This window comes from Bacteroides intestinalis DSM 17393, assembly GCF_000172175.1.
Lineage (GTDB): Bacteria > Bacteroidota > Bacteroidia > Bacteroidales > Bacteroidaceae > Bacteroides > Bacteroides intestinalis.
Genome location: NZ_ABJL02000008.1, coordinates 366286 through 386786, shown reverse-complemented (window position 1 = coordinate 386786; position 20501 = coordinate 366286). Strand labels below are relative to the sequence as shown.

Genomic DNA, 20501 nt, shown 5'->3' with positions numbered 1-20501 from the left:
GCAAAAGTACGACATCCTTTTCATAAATCCTTAATTTGGACAGATTAAATTTAATATTGATAGATTAAATTTTTGTAATCCGCCTTTTTGTCAAATGGTACGATGGAGAAGCCGTATTCAATGGTATTTTCTACACCGGGCCGAATCAGATACGGTTCGTGTGCTATAGCTCCCCAACTATTATCACCACCTACACCCATCATACGATAGTCGATAAACATATCTACCTGTTTTACAGGTTGTGGGTCGGTGAGGTGACGGTGATTCGTTTCGTTGGTACGTGGAGCACCATTGTCGATGGTTTCGCCGCTATCCAGACTTCCAAGCAGATAGTTGGAAGCATTCAGTTCAAACGTACGGTCGGCAATGAAGAGTAAACCGGCTTTTTGTTTAGTGGTGAGTGCACACCAGTAAATATCCGTATGATGCTCATTTTCTTGCGGACGGATGTACGGTTCGTACAAGTCCTTTATCGGAGTAGTATATTCTCCGATAAACTGGGAAGTGCGACGATCACGATAGTTCTCTTCCGGACCACGGCCGTAGTAAGTAAGGTCGTTTAATATTTCCGATAATTGCATGCGCAAACCTACACGGGGTATCATTGGAGTTTCCGTACCTTCGGCTACAAAGCGATTATCCACTTTGATAATGCCATTGGCAAAGACTTTATAGGTAATTTCCCACTGCGCATCTACCTGCGGAAAACGATAGGTAACTTTTACAATGGACTTGTCACCATCTTTAGAAACATTGAACGATTCTGCCTTAGGTGTCTGGTAACTGGCCTCGCGCCATGCTTTCAGGCGAGTGGGAAGCTTTGCTCCGTAATCATTATCGGTAGGTGCACGCCAGAAGAAAGGTTGCGGACCTTGACCGTTATGGATATACTCTTGTTTCTTATAGATATAAGAGGTCAGCAAGCCACTTTGTTTATCAAATGTAGCTTTGAAATCATCACCGCTGAAAACAACCTGTGAAAAGACTTCATCTACTTTAGCGGGATCCATGCGTACCACTTCTTTCTTAAAGAACGGATGAACATAAGTTTGTTCACGTGCGATTACCGTACCAACCGGTAAGAAAGGTTCTGCATTACGTATGGTTGCATAGAACTCGATGCGTACATCTCCCGTAGTATTCTTTTCTTTAGGAATACCTTGCAGGAATGCACTGGTAGCTGTCTTGCCCGGAGCAGCATTGATATTGTCCATCTGACCTTTATAAATCTCTTTTCCATGATCGCGAACGACATAATGGAAATCATATTTATTTAGATCAGTAAATGAGAAGTCATTGCGTATCTGCACCGTGCAGGTTTGCGGATCGAACTTAATGAATTTTATGTTCTGATAAACCTTACCCATTTCAATAGTCTGGGGCTTTATACTGCGGTCGGGATAAACTACACCATTGATGCAGAAGTTGCCATCGGAAGGAGTTCCGGTATCGCCATAGTCACCACCATAATTCCAATATTTGCGTCCGTCACTGGTTTTGGCGGCAAAGCCTTGATCTACCCAGTCCCAGATGCAACCACCCTGTAATATCGGATATTTCTCAATCACATCCCAATAATCCTGGAAGTTGCCAAGACTGTTACCCATAGCATGAGCATATTCACACAGGATAAGCGGACGAGTCATTTCCTTATTCTGGGCATACTTTTCAATAGATTGGGGAGAAGAGTACATCGGACAATAAATATCCGTATTCCATTCTAATCCGGCACGTTCGTACTGGATAGGACGGCTATCGAGCATCTTCAGACTATTATAGGTAACGTAGAAGTTCAGTCCGTTTCCAGCTTCATTACCCAGTGACCAGATGATTACAGATGGATGATTCTTATCACGTTCGTACATATTCATGGTACGGTCGAGGTGAGCATTCATGAATAACGGATTGTTACCTAAAGTACCACCTACATTGAGATTATAACCCATACCGTGGCTTTCAATATTTGCTTCATCAATTACGTATATACCATATTGGTCGCAAAGTTCGTAGAAACGTTCCTGTTGCGGGTAGTGGCAAGTACGTACGGTGTTCACATTATATTTTTTCCAGAGTTCGAAATCCTTGATCATAAGATCTTCCGGAACGTAATGTCCTGTGTATTCATTATGTTCATGTACATTCACACCTTTCACAAGGATAGGCACGCCATTCACAAGCAGTTGCTTATCCTTAATCTCTATCGTGCGGAAACCTACCTTGCAACTGGTGGCTTCTATTATTTCGCCATTGGTGCGCTTCAGGCTGATGACGAGTGTATAAAGATTAGGTGTTTCAGCTGTCCAATGCTTTACACCACGGAGGGTTTTCTTCGTGAATTCTACTTCGGTCTGATCACCTTCCACACGGGTAGAGGACTGGGTTACTTGCTGATCCTGGTCATCGAGTAAACGATAGGAAACTACATAAGGAGACTTTATATCACTTTCGTTCGTAAGCTTCACTTTCAGTTGCAGGATACCGTCCTTGTAATAAGGATCCAACGGAGTCTCTACCTTGAAGTCTGCAATATGGATTTTGGGTGTGGCATAAAGATAGATATCGCGCTCTATACCGCTGATGCGCCAAAAGTCCTGACATTCCAGATAATTGGCATCCGAGAAACGGTGTACCTGAATGGCAATCATATTCTTGCCTTTTTTAACCATGGCGGTAACGTTGAAGCGGGCAGGAGTTTTGGCATCCTTGCTCATACCTACAAACTTGCCATTCATGTAATAGAAAGCAGCACCGCGTACACCGTCCGCACTGAGGAAGATTTCTTTTCCATCCCAGTCATTACCTACAACGAAATCACGGCGATATGTTCCTGTCGGATTCCAGTCTTTGGGTACATAAGGCGGATTAGGCTTGTCCCAATAAGGTTCGTAACCCTTAGAACAGAACTCGTAAGGCTGGTTGACGTAGATCGGAGTACCGAAGCCCTGCAGCTCCCAGTTACCCGGCACATTGATGTCCGGCCAACGGTTCACATCAGTACGCACATTCATGAAGTCTGTGGGACGGTCGGCAAAGTTTTCCACATAGTTGAACTTCCATTTCCCGTTGAGGGATAGGCGGCTGGCTCCGTTCGTCCGGTCGTTGACGATAGCATCTTCTTCGGTGGCATAAGAAGTGAATGTACTTCGGGGAGCCTCTTTGTTGATACTGGTCAACTTCGGATTGGTCAACTGGTCGTAACGGTCTTCCTGTGCCTGAAGGGCGAGGGGTAGTAATACGAGACAGGTGATAAAAGTCAATTTTTTCATGAGTTGATATATTAGTTATTTTTCTCGAATTTCACCCCGTCACGCAACCACTTCTCCAGTTCTTCTGTCCACTGGCGTTTGTAAGTGAAGTTATCGCGAAAGCCCCAGCCATGTCCGCCAATGGGGTAGATGTGCATGGATACGGGAACTTTCTGTTGGTTGAGAGCAAGAAAGTAGCCGATACTATTCATGGGTGGCACAGCGCCATCATCAGCAGAAAGTACGATGAAAGCTTGTGGAGAGCGGGGAGATACACGACGTTCCAGAGAATACGCATCTTCCAGTTCCTTGGTCGGGTTGTCGCCAAGAAGGTTCTTGCGGGAACCTCCATGGGTGATACCCGGTACCATAGAGATTACCGGATAAAGCAATATCTGAAAGTCTGGACGCGTTTCATCGCTACTGTAAAGTGTAGAGAGAGAAGCAGCCAGATGTCCGCCTGCCGATGCACCCATAACGCCTACCTGATTCGGATTGATACCCCATTCTTTGGCATGCTGGCGAATAATGCGGATGGCCTGTTCTGCATCTGAGAGGGGCACTTCGCGATTCCCGTTCGGCATACGATATTTCAGGACGGCATACGTGATTCCCTGTGTGTTGAACCAGGATGCCATGTCATGGCCTTCGTGATTCATTGCCAGGCGGGCATATCCGCCGCCCGGACACATCAAGATAGTCATGCCGTTTGGCTTTGCCGGACGATAAACCGTGATGGTGGGATTAACAACATTGGCCACACGGCCGCCGTTCAAATCTTCCTGATCTCCTGTCAGGCCATTCGTATTAGGAGCACCGTTGGGCCACAAGGGTATCTCAACGGGCTTCTGAGCAGATAGCAGAGTTGACATAAACAATGCTGTGATAAATAAAATTGTTCTCATTGTATATCTATTATTTGGTTTTCATTGAAGCTTTAATGAAGTAAATTATCAGTAATGCGTATGCACCCAATGCTAGTACCTCGGACCATGTATTGTTTACCCAGGCGTCATTTACCAGATTGATACCTCCGAAACGCATTGCTGCACTGACTACACCCATAAGCGCACCACCGGCAATGAAACCGGATGCCAGCAACGTACCTTTTTCACCGCGTTCAGTATTAAGGGTGGCATCTTTGCTGCGGCTTGTCACATACCAGTTGATGGCACCACCCACTACAAGAGGAATGTTCAGCTGTAACGGAATGAACATACCCAGTGCAAATGCCAATGCGGGAATCTTGAATGCATTCAGCACGATAGCCAGTACTGCACCAATGCCATAAAGCAACCAGGGGGCACCCACGCCATTCATTAACGGTTCAATAACTGCCGCCATCGCATTAGCTTGCGGAGCAGCCAGTTGTCCGCTGGTAAATCCGTATGTCTTATTCAGGATAATCATTACACCACCTACGGTTGCAGCTGAAACAATCGTTCCAAGAAACTTCCAGGCTTCCTGTTTAGCGGGTGTACTACCCAACCAATAACCGATTTTCAAGTCAGTAATGAAACCACCTGCCATAGACAGTGCCGTACACACAACGCCACCCATTACCAATGCGGCTACCATTCCCTCCGGACCTTTCAAGCCAACAGATACCATCACTACCGATGCCAGAATCAATGTCATCAGCGTCATGCCGGAAACCGGATTCGTACCTACGATTGCAATGGCATTGGCAGCCACAGTCGTAAACAGGAAAGCGATACCTGCCACCAGCAGAATAGCTACCACAGTATGCAGCAAACTGCCTTGCATCACATCGAAGTAGAAGAATAAGAATACCAGCAACAGTGTTATAATAGAACCGATAGCGATAATCTTCATCGAAATATCACGTTGAGTGCGCTTCATGCTGGCTTCTACATTGGATTTTCCACCCATCTCCTTAGCTGCCAGTCCTACGGCACTTTTGATGATACCCCATGACTTGATGATACCGATGATACCTGCCATAGCAATACCGCCGATACCGATGCTCTTGGCATAATAATTAAAAATTTCTTCGGGAGCCATGCTGCCTACGGTAGCCACAATTGACGGATTCCACTGGTTCAGCACGCTGTCGCCCCAGATCATGGACATTCCCGGAATGATAATCCACCATACAGCCAGTGAACCGGCACAAATGATAGAAGCATATTTTAGTCCCACAATATAGCCCAAACCGAGTACGGCCGCACCTGTATTCACTTTGAATACCAGTTTTGCTTTATCGGCCAGCATCTCACCAAAGCCGCATACACGTGTGGTGAAGTTTTCGTTCCACCAGCCGAATGTAGCAACGATGAAGTCGTACAGACCTCCGATAATGCCGGCCAGCAATAACGGTTTTGCCTGACTTCCGCCTTTTTCGCCCGATACCAGTACCTGTGTGGTAGCTGTTGCTTCGGGGAAAGGATACTTGCCATGCATATCACTTACAAAATATTTACGGAATGGGATGAGGAAGAGAATACCCAATACGCCTCCCAGCAATGAACTGATGAATACCTGAGTAAAAGTAACCGTGATTTCCGCCGGATAAGTTTCTTGTAGAATGTATAAGGCGGGCAGGGTAAAAATGGCACCTGCCACAATAACGCCGGAACTGGCTCCGATAGATTGGATAATGACATTTTCTCCTAACGCATTCTTACGTTTGGCAGCGCCTGATACGCCTACGGCAATAATTGCAATAGGAATGGCTGCTTCGAACACTTGTCCTACTTTTAATCCCAGATAGGCTGCCGCAGCCGAAAAGAGGATAGCCATGGCGATACCCCATAATACAGACCAGAGGTTAACTTCCGGGTACTTCTTGTTAGGGCTCATCAACGGGTTGTAGACCTCGCCCGGTTTCAGTTCACGGAATGCATTTTCCGGCAGACCGGTCAATTTCTCTTCTTCTTGTTTCATAGTTTCTTAATTGCTTTTATGTTTTATAGTTATTATGCCGTCAATTAATTGTTTATTTTATCCAAATCAGCTTCAAAGAAAGCAAAAAAAAAGGAGAATTGAAAAATTCTCCTTTATTCTTATATATAAAGATGCTTATTTTGCATCTTTCGGTGTCATATCTCCTTCTACAAAGAGTCGCATCATTTCTGTTTTGGCATTCGTGCGCAAAGTGATGGACTTTTTGAAGTGTCCCGGATACTTGCCTGTTCCGTTGTAAGTAATCTTAACGGTTCCGGTTTTGCCCGGCAATACGGGTTCCTGGGTATATTCGGGAACTGTACATCCACAGGAAGCTACGGCTTGATGTATAACCAGCGGAGCATCGCCCACATTGGTGAATGTGAATACACAACTTACTACCGGATCATTTTCAGAAAACGTACCGAAGTTATGTGAGGTTTTATCAAACTTAATATCAGCTTTCCCCTGTGCCGAAACGTAACCAATGCTCAGTACGAGCATAAACATATACAATGTAAGTCTTTTCATGTCTATAAATCTTTTGTATTACACAGTGGGCAAAGGTAAGGCATTTTTGTGAAAATTAATCCAATGATGTGCGAAATAGTATTAAATGCGCCTCAGAAGGTGCTGTGGCGTATGATTAATAGTGAAAAATAAGGGAAAGAGAGTGCCGAAATCAGCTCTGTATCATGCAGGTATTTCTCTTTTTCCATGCCTATATTCTCGAAATAATGATAGTTATATTCGGGATGGAGATGGATGCAACGGTGAACTTCTTCGATACATTGAGAAAGTTTCATGATGACAATGGTAGTCTTTTCCTCCATATATTTCTCTATTTCTTCGGCGGTAATGATACCGGGAATGACGGTCAGGCGTTCCTCTTGGCTGGCAATATGAAGTCCTGCACAGGCACCTGCTGCAATGAAGGCGGGGATACCGGCAATGTGTTGCACAGGAATATTGTCGGCTTGTAGTTTTTCAAAGATATAGTGTATGGAAGAATAGAAACCTGCGTCTCCTTCGGCAACGATACAGACTTTTTTATTTTCTTTGTGAAGAAGGGAAGCTTCGCTATACACTTTATCGTAAGCTGCGAAAGCCTGTTCCCGGTTCTTACTCATAGGCAATGCAAAGCGGGAGAGGGTGGTATCCGGAATATCCAGCGCGTGCAGTATGCCGGCAGCCCGCGAGAATATCTGTCCGCTTATGGTGCGAGTTTCAGGACAAAAGATACAATCGGCATTTTGCAGGGCTTTCAAGCCTTTCAGGGTGATAAGGTCCGGTTCTCCGGGACCGAGGGATACGAATATGACGGGGTTGGACATTTTGTTAGTGATTAATGGTTAGTGTTTAGTGATAAGCACCCTCATAATAACTTTTATGGGGAGTGCAAAATTGGGGATTTTCTGAATATAAAACAAAATAAAACCCGATTTCTTGTTTATCTACCTTTTCTTGCTTACTAAAGTCAAACGCTCTGGTGCAACGGTACTTTTTAATGAACCGAATGCAATAATAGCTTGCTTGCCAACTTGATGCTATCAATATACTTGTCTGCCGTTCAATGAAGCAAAGATCTGTACGAGAAAAGGTTAGCATGTAAAGTCTGAAAACAGTTGGAAAAAACGGCTGAAAGACTTGACTTCGCCTTCCTGATGTAGTATATTTGTAGGGCTTTGAAGAGAACATAACTTTAATAGTAAACCTAAAAAACTTAGCAAATGACAAAATCTAATCTTTCTTTTCCGGACTTTGGCGGATATGTATTATTACTGCCGGTTTTCTTGTTTTTAGTAATATAATTTTATTGTTGAGAATTGGGGATATCCGTTCTTGGAATAATAACATACGAAAAACGGTAAAGGCGATACTTCCTCATAAGGATTATCGCCTTTTTTGTTTGTATTTATCGCTTTTTGCTTTTAAGTACCCCTTTTACGTTTTTAATAAACGTTGGGTACATTCTTTAAAAACGTTTCTGTTATTCTTTAAAAACGCTGTTTGTCGTTATTAATGGGGTAGTTGATTTTGTTGTGATTTTTACCCGTTGGATTCCTTTCTGGGTTTTCAGGTCTTCGGCGCATACTCCCCAATATGTAAACTATTTAGGTAGAGTACTACCTCCGGTTATATTCGGTATGTTGGTAGTTTATTGCTATAAAGATATAGATTTTCTATCACCTTCATACGGCACTCCGGAAATACTATCGGGTATCTGTGTAGTCGTTATTCAAATGCTTTTTAAGAATATGGCTTGCTCTATTTTATTAGGGACTGGATTGTATATTCTACTCATAAACTAAAATATAGTTATAACGAAATATGACCTTACATGGGGTAGGGCATTACGAAAAGCGGAGATGATGAAATAGATTGCTTCTTTTATTTGCATTAGCTTCCGGAATAGCGTATATTTGTATTTCGGCATACGACAAAGAACTCTAACTTTTTAACATCATGATAGATTATCAATTAAATACCCGCCTGAACGGGAACTTGGCAATGACCTTTTGTTTCCACGAAAATAAAGCACTGCAACAGGATACTACTTTATATAAGTTCATTTGGGTGCGGAGTGGAAACTTGACTCTGGAGATAGACCATATTCCCATACAGTTGGAACAGGACGAAATCATAAGTCTTACTCCTTTGCAACATATTGAAATTAAATCGGTGGAGGGAGAGTACCTCACTTTTCTGTTCAACAGCAATTTCTACTGTATATTCGGTCATGATGACGAAGTATCCTGTAACGGTTTCCTTTTTCATGGTTCTTCCCAAGTGATGAAACTGAAACTTTCGCCGGAACAATCCGCCAACCTGAATGACATTATTCGTATCTTCCGGCAGGAGTCCGCCGTTCGCGATAATCTGCAAGAGGAAATGCTACGTATCATTCTCAAACGTTTTATCATCACCTGTACCCGCATTGCCCGTGAAAAGTGTGGCGTCACGCCGGAACAGGAAAAAGCCTTTGATATCGTCCGCCGTTTTTATATTCTGGTTGACCAGCACTTCCGCGAAAAGAAGCAGGTACAGGATTATGCCGACCTGTTATTCCGTTCCCCAAAGACACTCTCCAATCTGTTTGCCTCCTGCGGAGTACCTTCCCCGCTGCGTATTATCCATGAACGGATAGAGTCGGAGGCCAAGAGATTATTGCTCTATACCCCTAAAAGTGCCAAGGAAATCAGCGAACTGCTGGGCTTTGAAGATTTGTCCACTTTCAGCCGTTTTTTCAAGAAAATGACCGGTGAAAGTGTATCTGATTTCCGTAAATCGAACACAACGGGAAATATTGCCAACTGATACGGTGGAATTGCCATTTCACACCCCGACATAAACCCCGATTTTTGCATCAGAAAAACAAAACAATTCATTAATGCAATAATCGTATGGAAACAAAATTAAAATCTATGTTCGTAGCAGCCCTGACACTGGCTGCATCTACTCAAAAGTTAGGTATCAATCTTATCCGTGTGGCAATTCTGGTTATTTTCGTTTGGATCGGCGGATTGAAGTTCTGGAATTATGAAGCGGAAGGCATCGTACCTTTTGTGGCAAACAGCCCTTTCATGAGCTTCTTCTATACACACGATGTTCCCGACTATAAAGAGTATAAGCTGAAAGAAGGAGAATTTGATGCCGCGAAGCATGAGTGGCACAAGGAGAATAATACGTATGGTTTTTCTCACGGATTGGGTATTCTTATTATGAGCATCGGTATCCTTACATTCCTCGGCATATTTTGGCCGAAAGTAGGACTGGTAGGTGCGGGACTTGCTATTATCATGACTCTCGGAACGCTTTCTTTCCTTGTCACCACCCCCGAAGTATGGGTGCCCAACCTGGGCAGTGGAGAGTTTGGTTTCCCTTTATTGACCGGTGCAGGAAGATTAGTTATAAAAGATACAGCCATTTTGGCCGGTGCAATTGTTATATTAGCAGACAGTGCGAAGAGTGTACTGGAACATTTAAAAAAATAAAGATATGAAAAAGTATGATGCCATTATCATTGGTTTCGGCAAGGGTGGGAAGACCCTGGCTGCCGAATTTGCAAAACGTCAGAAGACGGTTGCCATAGTAGAACGTTCAGATCGTATGTATGGAGGCACGTGTATCAATATCGGCTGTATTCCTACAAAGACGTTGGTACATCTGGCTAAGGAAACTCCGGTAAAGGCTACGTGGGAAGAGAAGAAGGATTATTATCGTCAGGCCATTGGTCGTAAAGAAGAGGTGACTTCCTTCCTGCGGAATAAGAACTATCATAATCTGGCTGATAATCCTAATGTGACGGTGTATACAGGTGTCGGATCGTTTGCTGGTCCTGATGTGGTAGAAGTGCGGACGGAGACAGAAGTAATTGAATTGCAGTCTTCTCAGATCTTTATAAATACCGGTGCGGAAACCATTGTACCACCTATTGATGGAATAAAAGAGAATCCCCGCGTATACACCAGCACTTCCATCATGGAACTGGAAGAACTTCCCGAACGGCTGGTAATCGTGGGTGGAGGTTATATCGGCTTGGAATTTGCTTCCATGTATGCTTCTTTCGGTTCGAAGGTGACGGTACTCGAAGGGTATCCCGAACTGATTGAGCGCGAAGACAGGGATATTGCCGCCAGCGTACAGACCGTATTGGAAAAGAAAGGTATTGTATTCCATCTCAACGCAAAGGTACAATCCGTGGACGGTGCAACAGTGATTTATGAGGATGCTGTAACTCATGAAATCCATCACCTGGAAGGAGATGCTATCTTATTGGCAACAGGGCGTCGTCCGAACATCTCGGGACTGAACCTGGAAGTTGCCGGCGTGAAAGTGAATGAACGGGGAGCCATTATTGTAGATGAATGGTTGCGTACTACTAATCCGGCCATCCGTGCCATTGGCGACGTAAAAGGCGGATTACAATTCACCTATATTTCATTGGACGATTACCGCATTATCCGTGAGGATTTGTTTGGTGCAGGAGAACGGCGTACGGACGACCGTGAGCCTGTGAGTTATTCGGTATTTATGGACCCTCCTTTGGCACGTGTGGGGCTGAGTGAGACGGAAGCCCGTAAGAAAGGACTGAACATAAAGGTGAATACACTTCCCGTAGCAGCCATTCCGCGGGCACGTACTTTAGGTGAGACTGACGGATTGTTTAAGGTAGTAGTGGATGCCGATACAAATAAGATTCTGGGCTGTTCCCTGTTTGGACCGGAAACAAGTGAGATCATTAATATCGTATCTATTGTAATGAAAACGGGACAGGAATATACTTTCTTGCGTGATTATATATTTACACATCCAAGTATGAGCGAAGCATTGAATGATCTGATGAATTTTTAGACATTCTTATATAAGAGGTGTTCGGGCACAAATTCGGTTAAATTACAGGACGGGTATTTGCGTATCTCCCCAAAAATGACGAATATTGTGCTCGAATTCTATACCTTTTTATTGTCATGAAACGAACTACTGCAATAACTGTCTCCCTTTTAAGTATTTTATGTGTGGCTTGTGGCCCGAAAAACAAACAAAACTCTATTGATTTACAGGCTATCACAGCCTCCGTATCAGCCACAGACTCTATTTATCCGGTTTATGCCCAAGGGTTTGAAGTGAAATATCTCCCCAATCATGTCCGCTTGGTGGACTTGCGTGATCCTCAAAATGAAAGTAGTAATACTTTCCATTATGCATTGGTGCCCCGGGGGACGAAACCCGAAAGGATTCCTTCTGATTATACGGTGATCGAAACACCGGTACGCAGTGTCATTTGCATGACTTCTTTACAATTATCCAATTTCATCAAACTGGAAGCTTGCGATAAGGTGGTGGGTATAACCAGTACACGCCACTTGTTCAACAAAGAAATGAATGAGCGCCTGAAGTCGGGTAAGACTGCCAAAATAGGAATTGAAGGTAATTTTGATAATGAAGTGATCATGAGTGTGAATCCGGATGTCATTTTTATCTCCCCTTTCAAGCGTGGCGGATATGATACGATGCGTGAAATCGGAATACTTTTGGTTCCGCACCTGGGATATAAGGAAATGACTCCGCTGGGACAGGCGGAATGGATTAAATTCATCGGCTTGTTTATTGGACAGGAAAAGGAGGCAAATGAAAAATTTGCTGCAATAGAAAAGCATTATAACGATCTGAAACAACTGGCTGCTGATGTAAAGAAGCGTCCGGTAGTATTCAGCGGTGAAATACGTGGAGGAAACTGGTATGCAGTAGGCGGTAAGAGCTTCCTGGCCGAACTGTTCCGTGATGCGGGAGCCGATTACTTCTTGAAAGACGATCCCCGTTCCGGTGGCGTTACACTAGATTTTGAAACAGTATACAGCCAGGCGGAGAGTGCCGATTACTGGCGTATTGTGAATAGTTACGACGGCACATTCTCTTATGACGCTTTGAAATCCCTTGATCCCCGTTATGCCGACTTCCGTGCATTCCGTGACAAAGGCGTTATTTATTGCAATATGCGCGAGCAACCTTTCTACGAAAGTATGCCGATGGAACCGGAAATAGTGCTGGAAGATCTGATCCATGCGTTCCACCCCGATTTATTACCTGATTACCAACCGAAATACTACGTACGTTTGCAATGAAAAGGCCGACACTGCTCCTGATGTTGGTGATACTGGCATCTATATTCCTGTTTTTCTTACTGAACCTGCTGTTAGGCTCTGTCCATATTCCTTTTCGTTCCGTCTGGAACATCTTATGGGGGAATACAGATGAGTCCATTATCTGGCAGAATATCATTTGGAAATCCCGTGTGCCGCAGGCATTGACGGCATTGGTGGCGGGAGCGGGGCTATCGGTGAGTGGTTTGCAGATGCAGACGGTTTTCCGGAATCCGCTGGCAGGACCGTCAGTGTTGGGTATCAGTTCGGGTGCCAGCCTGGGAGTAGCCTGTGTGGTATTGCTATCGGGAGCGATGGGCGGTGTGGCATTGAGCAAGCTCGGATATATGGGAGAAGTGGCGTTGTCCATTGCAGCGATTATCGGAGCACTGTCCGTGATGGCGCTTATCGTATACGTTTCACAGAAAGTAAAGGGAAATGTGACGCTGCTGATTATCGGTGTGATGATCGGTTATGTGGCAAGTGCCATTATCGGCGTATTGAAATATTTCAGTGTGGAGGAAGATATTCGTGCATACGTCATTTGGGGACTGGGTAGTTTTGCCCGTGTGTCGGGGGATCAGATGATACTGTTTGTCTGTATCATGGTGGTCTTGTTGCCACTCTCGTTTCTGCTGATAAAGACGATGAACTTGTTGCTGCTGGGCGATGGATATGCCCGGAATCTGGGGCTGAACATCAAGCGGGCACGCCTGTTGGTGATCTCCTGTTCAGGTGTACTGGTAGCGATTGTGACGGCATATTGCGGTCCGATTATGTTTATCGGTCTGGCTGTTCCCCATCTTTGCCGGGCTATATTCCATACATCCGACCATCGGATACTGATGCCTGCCACTTTGTTGGTAGGGGCTTCGTTGGCGTTGGTGTGTAACCTCATAGCCCGCATGCCGGGATTTGAAGGAGCTTTGCCGGTGAACTCGGTGACAGCTTTGGTAGGTGCTCCGGTGGTGGCATCTGTGCTCTTCAGGAAGCGTAAAGGGGAACTGGAAGAATAATTGAGAATTGAAAATAAAGAGGTCTTGAAACAGGAAACTATACATATTGAGAAACTATCCATTGGCTATCCTGGTAAAGGAGATGTGAAAGTCGTGGCAAGCGATATTTGTGCCGGAATCAATAGTGGGGAGTTGACTTGTCTGCTGGGTGCCAACGGGGTGGGGAAGTCTACATTGTTGCGTACACTTTCTGCATTTCAACCGAAGTTATCCGGTGAAATACGTATACAGGGAAAAGAGATTGGCTCTTATACGGACAAACAGCTTTCAAAAGTGATCAGTGTAGTCCTGACTGAAAAGTGCGACATCCGCAATATGACTTCTGTGGAACTTATCGGTCTGGGACGCAGTCCATATACCGGTTTCTGGGGAACACTCTCCAAAGAAGATAAAGAGGTAGTGGATCATGCTATCAACCTGGTCGGAATATCTCACTTGGCACATCGCATGGTACATACACTGAGTGATGGTGAACGACAAAAAGTGATGATTGCCAAGGCACTGGCTCAGGAAACTCCGGTGATTTTCCTGGATGAGCCCACTGCCTTTCTTGATTTCCCGAGTAAAGTGGAAATGATGCAATTGCTCCATCAGCTGAGCCGGCAGACGGATAAGACTATTTTCCTGTCTACACATGACCTGGAACTTGCCTTGCAGATTGCGGATAAAATCTGGTTGATGGATAAGGTGAACGGGGTGACTATCGGAACTCCCGAAGACCTTTCACTGGATGGAACCCTCAGTGGTTTCTTTGCCCGTAAAGGAATTGTGTTTGATCTGGAGACAGGATTATTCCGGGTGAACAATGAGTATACTTCCCATATCCGTATTGTCGGGCACGGACAAAAATACGCTATGGTGCGGAAAGCTTTGCAAAGAAATGGTATTCTGGCAAACCGAAACGTGGAGTCGGACGTTTATATTGAAACGGGAGATTTGAAAGGGGACGGTACTTTTGTACTACACTCGGTAAACGGCGAAGCGGTGACTGTGCAAACCATTGGTGAACTGCTTGCAGAGATTGTGAAAATTCTATGAGACATTCGACAAAAGATAATTATCTCTATCTGACTACCACCCCGGTGCCCCGTCTGATAGTATCATTGGCTGTACCTACGATTATCAGTATGTTGGTTACGTCATTCTATAATATGGCGGATACGTACTTTGTGGGGAAGATCAATACTCAGTCGACGGCGGCTGTAGGTATTGTGTTCTCAGTCATGTCCATTATTCAGGCGGTGGGCTTTTTCTTCGGACATGGTTCGGGGAACTATATTTCGCGGAAACTCGGTGCGCAGGAGACTGGGAATGCAGAGAAGATGGCGGCTACCGGTTTCTTCTGGGCATTGTTTATGGGTATATTTCTGGCAGTAGTGGGACTTATCTTCCTTACCCCGTTGTCGTTAGCATTGGGTTCTACACCTACTATCCTGCCTTATACGGAGAAATACCTAGGCATCATATTGCTGGGTGCCCCTTTCATGACTGCTTCGTTAGTACTGAACAATCAGATTCGTTTCCAAGGAAATGCAGCGTATGCGATGGTAGGAATCGTATCGGGTGCGGTGATTAATGTGATACTGGACCCTATCTTGATTTTTGTTTTTGATATGGGGATATCGGGTGCTGCGCTGGCTACAGTCATCAGTCAGATATGTAGCTTCTCCCTGTTGTTGTATATGGGTAGAAAGGGAGGCAATATCCGTATCCGTTTCAAGAACTTCACGCCCTCACTGGCTTTCATAAAGGAAATTATCGGTGGTGGTACTCCTTCGCTTGCCCGTCAGGGGCTGGCGAGTGTAGCTACTATTTTGCTGAATGTGGCTGCCGGGGCTTATGGAGATGCGGCTATTGCGGGCATGTCTATTGTTACCCGTATCGCAATGTTCATTAATGCATTTCTGATAGGTTTTGGGCAAGGTTTTCAGCCGGTATGCGGTTTCAATTATGGTGCAGGATTGTATGCGCGTGTTCGTCAGGGATTCTGGTTTTGTGTAAAGGTGGGATTCATTTTCTTACTGGTGTGTGCGCTGGCAGGCATGGGATTTGCAGAAGAGATTGTTTCTCTGTTCCGTAAGGGAGACCCGGATGTAATTGCAGTAGGTGCTGCTGCCTTGCGTTGGCAGTTCATTACTTTTCCGTTGGGTTCATGGATTGTGATGAGTAATATGATGTTGCAGACGATTCGTAAACCGGTAAAGGCTACCATTATTTCTTCTGCCCGCCAAGGATTGTTCTTTATTCCGCTGATTTTTATCCTGTCTCATTATCTGGGTTTGCAGGGTGTGGAAATGTGTCAGGCTGTTGCTGACCTTCTTACGTTCATTCTTGCCATACCGTTGACATGCAGTGTACTGAATGAAATGAAACGAAAGCAGGCGGAGCAGTTGTAAATCAGAAACGGTATCCTACGGTGAAGAACGAAGCGAGATTCTTGGGAGAGAATTTCTCAATGCCGGATGATTGCAATAGATTATCCAGCTGGTCGTTTACCTTGATCATTCCTAATTGAAGTTCTGCTCCGAATATGAATTTGTGATATTCGATGTTGAGGCCGAACATAAGGCCGGCGTCAAAGCGTTTGTTTCCCATTTTGTCATCTATCCGGTTACCGAAAGTATCTATACGGAATCTGTAGCTTCTGTTAGGATTGTATTCACTACTGTAATCATATTCCTCCATCTCGCCGGATGTCTTTCCGCCTACGCCATAGGCAATATACGGGCCGGCACTCAAGGAAGCACTGTAATTCTTTCCAAGGTTGAGGCGGGCGGCCATCATGATGGGGAGCTGGATATACAACTCGTTCATATTCACTTTGCCTACGTATTCCACTTCTTCACGGGCACCTATTGATACGAAGTTCAGTGATGGTTGAAACACCCATGTGCGGTTGAGCTCATAGTTCATGCCGACACCTACTTTGTAGGCGATACGTGTATCACTTTCTACATTTTCTCCATAGAAGTTGGAGGTACCGACTCCGGCTTTTACCTGAAAGGAGATAGGGGATTGGGCACTTGCTCCCAATGCTATGATTGCAAAGAAAATAGTGAGAATAGTCTGTTTCATTACTTGAACCTTGTAAGGGGTTGATGTTTATTTGCTCGCAAAGATATAAATTATATGATTACATACAATTCCTGTTGGGGGAATATTATAAGCTACGAGCTACAAGCTACGGGTTACGAGTGGTTGTGCTATATTTCGTGGGGCTCACGACGGGTATCCCATACATCTACGATATAAATTATGCCCGCAGTTTCATCTATGCGATATATTACCTTACAATATTTATGAATGAGTAATCCTCGGTAAACATACTCCCGATTTACTAATAAAGGCTCTATTGGAGCCATATAAGAATTGGAAGAAAGACGTTTTTTGTTTCTCTGATAGGTTTCAATCAACCTGTGTGCAATCTCAATGCTCCATTGCTGTTTACAAAAAGCGGCAATCTTGCGTAGCTCCTGAGTAGTTTCAGGATAAGTCTTTATTTTCATAGTGTGCGCATGAAATCTGCTAATTGGGCGTCTTCTGTTTTAGAATCAATTACATTTCCTTCGATGATCGCTTTTTCTGCTTTATCAATTCACTCATGTAATTCATCCATTGTATACGGAATCATGTCTTCATGTGCTACATCTTTTGTTGATGTAGAATTACGCAAACGACGTATATAACGACTTATACGGCGCATCGCCGCTTCATCATCCATCAATGCGTTGATATATTGTAAAATACTACGTTTTAATTCAAAAGTTGTCATACATCCTCCTTTTTGAATGGGTATGCCACAAAGGTAGTGTTTTGGAAAGAACACACAAAATGTTATTCTATAAAGTTTTGCCCAAAGGGGATGAGCTACACAGCTAATTAATAGAATTTCCTGATCAGCCAATCTACCAGACTAAACGGCAGCATAGGTTTGATGCGGGCAAAGAATACTTGCTCCCACGGACCGACCTTTGTGCGGAAAGTAGGGCGGCGGCTATTTACCAGTTTGCAGATTGCTTTGCCTAACTTTTCCGGTCGGCAACCATTGTTTTCAGACAACTCTACATTTTGCATGGCTTTTGCAAAACTCTCTTCGTATTGTGGATGGGAGAGAGTGGTCTGGCTCACTTGCCGCTGCGCTGTGAAACCAGTTTGGAAATCTCCCGGTTCGACTACGCAAACTTGTATACCCAGTGGTTTTACTTCCTGGTAAAGTGCTTCACTATATCCTTCAATCGCAAACTTTGATGCACTGTAGAAAGCCTGAAAGGGAACGGCAAGGACGCCTGCAATGGAACTGATATTTATGATTCGTCCGTGTCCGGCTTCGCGCATGAAAGGCAGTACTGCTGCACACATACGGACGGCACCCGTAAAATTCGTATTCATCTGGCGCTGTATCTCTTCCTCGGTAGTGAGTTCGATAGCTCCGCTGATACCCATCCCGGCATTGTTGACAAGTACATCAATGCTACCTTGCTCTTTCAGAATTGTCGATATGGCATTGGATACTGATGCAGGATCAGTAATATCCAATTGCAACATTGTGAAGCCGGGATTATCGGATACTGCTTTCCGACTGGAGCCATAAACGATATGCCCTTGTGCAGCCAACTGCGTAGCAATGACTCTTCCAAAACCGGAAGAAGCACCGGTGACGAGGATTATTTGAGGGTGTTTCATATTTGAGGTTTTTAATTTAAGTTTCGCATATAACCTGAAGGGCTTTTATTATATAGCGTAGGACTTTCAGTCTGATAGACTACATGTAAAACTTGTTTTTTTATTCTATGTAATTATTTTCCCTTCTTCGCTGATGAGCAGAATCGTTAGCTCTCCTTCAGGTAGCAACGGGTCACAATATTGATGACACAGTTCGAGTAAACGGGAACAAAAAGCTTGCAAATCTTCAGCAGAGAGCAATGTCCATAACTCACGGGCTAATGTTATCTTTTCGATAACAGCAAGTGTTTCCCCGCCGCATCCGGTAGAAAGTGCTACTTCACGTAGGAAATCCTTATTCATCGTCACCTGTTTGCTGTGCGTATCCAGATTGCCTTCTGCCAACTTCACGGCTTTTCCTATCATGATACCCAAAGTCACCGCTTTGATTTCCAAATCTGCGGCAATCTTTATCGTATCTCCAATGAAGTTTCCGTAATGAATAAATGCCTGTACAGGCAGTTCGGGATAATACCCTCGGACATACTTTTCACTCTTTGCACCGGAATTAAGGACGATGCGCGGGCTTCCTGTTGCTCGACCTACTTCCATAGATTTGCGGATGGAATCTATAAATGCTTCGGAAGAAAAAGGTTTCACGATACCCGAAGTTCCGATGATAGAAATACCACCCTCTATACCCAGACGGGGATTAAAAGTCCGCCGGGCTATCTCTTCGCCACCCGGCACGGAAATAGTGACGGCAAAAGGATTGGGTTGTTTGGAAATGCCAAGTCGTTGAAGGCATGCCTTTACATTGTTTTCAATCATTTTGCGGGGAGTAACGTTGATGGCAGGTCCTCCCACTTCCAGTCCTAAACCCGATAGGGTAACAATGCCTACACCTTCGCCTCCACAGACAATAACGGTATAATCATCAGCACCAAGTTCTGCGGGTGTTGGATCGTCAAAACGGAAAGGCACGGCAACATTGGCCTTGATTTGCATGCCATTGGTTACATCGGGGTCATCACCTGCATCTTTGATGACAGTGGCATCTGCCTCCAGCCTCCAGTCATCGTTTACACAGCTGGGATGCGGGTAGAGTTCTTGCTCTTCGACGGGAACATAAATGGTTTCTCCGTTAGGGAGAATAACAGGGAATTCTTCGGGTCGGGGCTGGCGTTGAACATTGAAAATATCCCAGGTTGCAGCTACAGCGGCCGCGGCTGCACAGATACCCGTAGTCAGACCACTACGCAAAGGGTAAAAATCGGGCAGATGCTTTTCAATCATCCGGCGTAGGCCATGTTCACCGTTCACTATCATAAAACTTCCGGGCATTGGCGGACGACGGATTGCAAAAATGCGGATACCTTCCTGAAGGGCAGCTTCCACTTTTTCATTGAATCCTCCGGAAAGTCCGCTTTCCTTTATCAATATGGCTTCGGGGTGAAGTCGCTGTAACAGGATGCGTTCGTCTTCGCCTGCATGGTAGTAATGCAGATATTTTTTGGGAAAACCTTCACGTTCGGCCAGGCGGCGGGAGCTCTCACGGTTAAGGATACGAAAGTAGCAACAGGCACTTTCCTGCCAGAGGGGCTTTAGCTTGGCAATGCTTTGTACCCCTGTCAGTGCCAGGAGGGTGAAGATATCTTCTTTCCTGATTTGCCGGATGGCATCTTCAAAATCATCGCACCAGGTGATGTGCTCTTCATCGCGTGGCGGATAAATACGTTCGAATCGGATGACAAGCAGGTTCAGGGTATGGGCTACTTTCTCTACGGTCTGGTGTAGTTGTATGGCAAAGGGGTGGGCAGCGTCTACCAGTAATTGAATGTTATGTTCCCGGCAACAGCGCTCCAAGTCCAGTTTATCCATGGCACCATGCAGGCGGATACCGTGGTGCATAGTTACTTCCTGCTCGTCTCCTTTGGTAGAGTAGTAGAATGGTTTTCCGGCTTCTTCAAGGGTACGGGCAGCGATGCGTCCTTCGGTGGTTCCACCTAATATTAATATCATTACTT

The 20501-nt window shown here is 44.8% G+C and carries 18 protein-coding genes; 8 read left to right on the top strand and 10 right to left on the bottom strand.

The genetic code is table 11. The annotated features are described in order from the left end of the window. Positions 1-50 precede the first annotated feature (50 nt). The 5 genes from BACINT_RS11055 to BACINT_RS11035 all read right to left on the bottom strand — a co-directional run bounded on the left by BACINT_RS11055 (position 51) and on the right by BACINT_RS11035 (position 7486). Entirely contained in the window at positions 51-3266 is a 3216-nt protein-coding gene (locus BACINT_RS11055; RefSeq protein ID WP_007663020.1) for a glycoside hydrolase family 2 TIM barrel-domain containing protein, read from the bottom strand. Positions 3267-3277: 11 nt separating this feature from the next. Then, positions 3278-4150: an alpha/beta hydrolase gene (locus BACINT_RS11050; protein ID WP_007663019.1), complete on the bottom strand. Its 873-nt coding sequence runs from the start codon at positions 4148-4150 to the stop codon at positions 3278-3280. Between the two features lie 10 nt (positions 4151-4160). Next, on the bottom strand, positions 4161-6152 hold the full coding sequence (locus BACINT_RS11045) for an OPT family oligopeptide transporter (protein ID WP_007663018.1): 1992 nt from the start codon (positions 6150-6152) through the stop codon (positions 4161-4163). 135 nt (positions 6153-6287) lie between these two features. Next, a complete protein-coding gene (locus BACINT_RS11040) occupies positions 6288-6683 on the bottom strand; it encodes a DUF1573 domain-containing protein (RefSeq protein ID WP_007213899.1) in 396 nt (131 codons plus the stop codon). Between the two features lie 92 nt (positions 6684-6775). Beyond that, complete coding sequence (locus tag BACINT_RS11035; RefSeq protein ID WP_007663014.1) at positions 6776-7486, bottom strand: precorrin-2 C(20)-methyltransferase; 711 nt, start codon at positions 7484-7486, stop codon at positions 6776-6778. Positions 7487-8194: 708 nt separating this feature from the next. Between BACINT_RS11035 and BACINT_RS23685 the strand changes: the two genes are divergently transcribed. From BACINT_RS23685 to BACINT_RS11000, 8 genes are all read left to right on the top strand, one after another. Continuing rightward, positions 8195-8464 carry a branched-chain amino acid transporter permease gene (locus BACINT_RS23685; RefSeq protein WP_007663012.1) on the top strand — a complete coding sequence of 90 codons (270 nt, stop codon included), beginning with the start codon at positions 8195-8197 and terminating at the stop codon, positions 8462-8464. A 157-nt stretch (positions 8465-8621) separates the two neighbouring features. Further along, positions 8622-9470 (top strand): AraC family transcriptional regulator, encoded by an 849-nt coding sequence (locus BACINT_RS11030; RefSeq protein WP_171032214.1) that lies wholly within the window; start codon positions 8622-8624, stop codon positions 9468-9470. Positions 9471-9556: 86 nt separating this feature from the next. Then, positions 9557-10147, top strand: a complete 591-nt coding sequence (locus tag BACINT_RS11025) for a DUF417 family protein (protein ID WP_007663008.1) — start codon at positions 9557-9559, stop codon at positions 10145-10147. Positions 10148-10151: 4 nt separating this feature from the next. Next, positions 10152-11507 (top strand): FAD-dependent oxidoreductase, encoded by a 1356-nt coding sequence (locus BACINT_RS11020; RefSeq protein WP_007663006.1) that lies wholly within the window; start codon positions 10152-10154, stop codon positions 11505-11507. 116 nt (positions 11508-11623) lie between these two features. Then, positions 11624-12778, top strand: a complete 1155-nt coding sequence (locus tag BACINT_RS11015) for an ABC transporter substrate-binding protein (RefSeq protein WP_007663005.1) — start codon at positions 11624-11626, stop codon at positions 12776-12778. Continuing rightward, on the top strand, positions 12775-13812 hold the full coding sequence (locus tag BACINT_RS11010; protein WP_007663004.1) for an iron ABC transporter permease: 1038 nt from the start codon (positions 12775-12777) through the stop codon (positions 13810-13812). Before BACINT_RS11015 ends, BACINT_RS11010 begins: the two co-directional genes overlap by 4 nt. A 24-nt stretch (positions 13813-13836) precedes the next feature. Further along, on the top strand, positions 13837-14850 hold the full coding sequence (locus BACINT_RS11005; RefSeq protein ID WP_044155208.1) for an ABC transporter ATP-binding protein: 1014 nt from the start codon (positions 13837-13839) through the stop codon (positions 14848-14850). Next, positions 14847-16208, top strand: a complete 1362-nt coding sequence (locus BACINT_RS11000) for an MATE family efflux transporter (protein WP_007663002.1) — start codon at positions 14847-14849, stop codon at positions 16206-16208. Before BACINT_RS11005 ends, BACINT_RS11000 begins: the two co-directional genes overlap by 4 nt. Before the next feature lies 1 nt (position 16209). Here BACINT_RS11000 and BACINT_RS10995 read toward each other — a convergent pair whose 3' ends face one another. From BACINT_RS10995 to cbiD, 5 genes are all read right to left on the bottom strand, one after another. Continuing rightward, on the bottom strand, positions 16210-16887 hold the full coding sequence (locus BACINT_RS10995; protein ID WP_007663001.1) for a porin family protein: 678 nt from the start codon (positions 16885-16887) through the stop codon (positions 16210-16212). 128 nt (positions 16888-17015) lie between these two features. Beyond that, positions 17016-17318: a type II toxin-antitoxin system RelE/ParE family toxin gene (locus BACINT_RS10990; RefSeq protein WP_007663000.1), complete on the bottom strand. Its 303-nt coding sequence runs from the start codon at positions 17316-17318 to the stop codon at positions 17016-17018. Positions 17319-17407: 89 nt separating this feature from the next. Beyond that, entirely contained in the window at positions 17408-17584 is a 177-nt protein-coding gene (locus BACINT_RS10985) for a hypothetical protein (protein WP_007662999.1), read from the bottom strand. Between the two features lie 107 nt (positions 17585-17691). Further along, entirely contained in the window at positions 17692-18495 is an 804-nt protein-coding gene (gene kdsR / locus BACINT_RS10980; RefSeq protein WP_007662998.1) for a 3-ketodihydrosphingosine reductase, read from the bottom strand. A 105-nt stretch (positions 18496-18600) separates the two neighbouring features. Then, positions 18601-20496 carry a cobalt-precorrin-5B (C(1))-methyltransferase CbiD gene (cbiD, locus tag BACINT_RS10975; protein WP_007662997.1) on the bottom strand — a complete coding sequence of 632 codons (1896 nt, stop codon included), beginning with the start codon at positions 20494-20496 and terminating at the stop codon, positions 18601-18603. Between the last annotated feature and the right edge of the window lie 5 nt (positions 20497-20501).

Coding starts and splice junctions, on each gene's coding strand:
- BACINT_RS11055 (WP_007663020.1), bottom strand. CDS start 3,266: ATGAAAAAATTGACTTTTATCACCTGTCTCGTATTACTACCCCTCGCC.
- BACINT_RS11050 (WP_007663019.1), bottom strand. CDS start 4,150: ATGAGAACAATTTTATTTATCACAGCATTGTTTATGTCAACTCTGCTA.
- BACINT_RS11045 (WP_007663018.1), bottom strand. CDS start 6,152: ATGAAACAAGAAGAAGAGAAATTGACCGGTCTGCCGGAAAATGCATTC.
- BACINT_RS11040 (WP_007213899.1), bottom strand. CDS start 6,683: ATGAAAAGACTTACATTGTATATGTTTATGCTCGTACTGAGCATTGGT.
- BACINT_RS11035 (WP_007663014.1), bottom strand. CDS start 7,486: ATGTCCAACCCCGTCATATTCGTATCCCTCGGTCCCGGAGAACCGGAC.
- BACINT_RS11025 (WP_007663008.1), top strand. CDS start 9,557: ATGGAAACAAAATTAAAATCTATGTTCGTAGCAGCCCTGACACTGGCT.
- BACINT_RS11020 (WP_007663006.1), top strand. CDS start 10,152: ATGAAAAAGTATGATGCCATTATCATTGGTTTCGGCAAGGGTGGGAAG.
- BACINT_RS11015 (WP_007663005.1), top strand. CDS start 11,624: ATGAAACGAACTACTGCAATAACTGTCTCCCTTTTAAGTATTTTATGT.
- BACINT_RS11010 (WP_007663004.1), top strand. CDS start 12,775: ATGAAAAGGCCGACACTGCTCCTGATGTTGGTGATACTGGCATCTATA.
- BACINT_RS11000 (WP_007663002.1), top strand. CDS start 14,847: ATGAGACATTCGACAAAAGATAATTATCTCTATCTGACTACCACCCCG.
- BACINT_RS10995 (WP_007663001.1), bottom strand. CDS start 16,887: ATGAAACAGACTATTCTCACTATTTTCTTTGCAATCATAGCATTGGGA.
- BACINT_RS10990 (WP_007663000.1), bottom strand. CDS start 17,318: ATGAAAATAAAGACTTATCCTGAAACTACTCAGGAGCTACGCAAGATT.
- BACINT_RS10985 (WP_007662999.1), bottom strand. CDS start 17,584: ATGACAACTTTTGAATTAAAACGTAGTATTTTACAATATATCAACGCA.
- kdsR (WP_007662998.1), bottom strand. CDS start 18,495: ATGAAACACCCTCAAATAATCCTCGTCACCGGTGCTTCTTCCGGTTTT.
- cbiD (WP_007662997.1), bottom strand. CDS start 20,496: ATGATATTAATATTAGGTGGAACCACCGAAGGACGCATCGCTGCCCGT.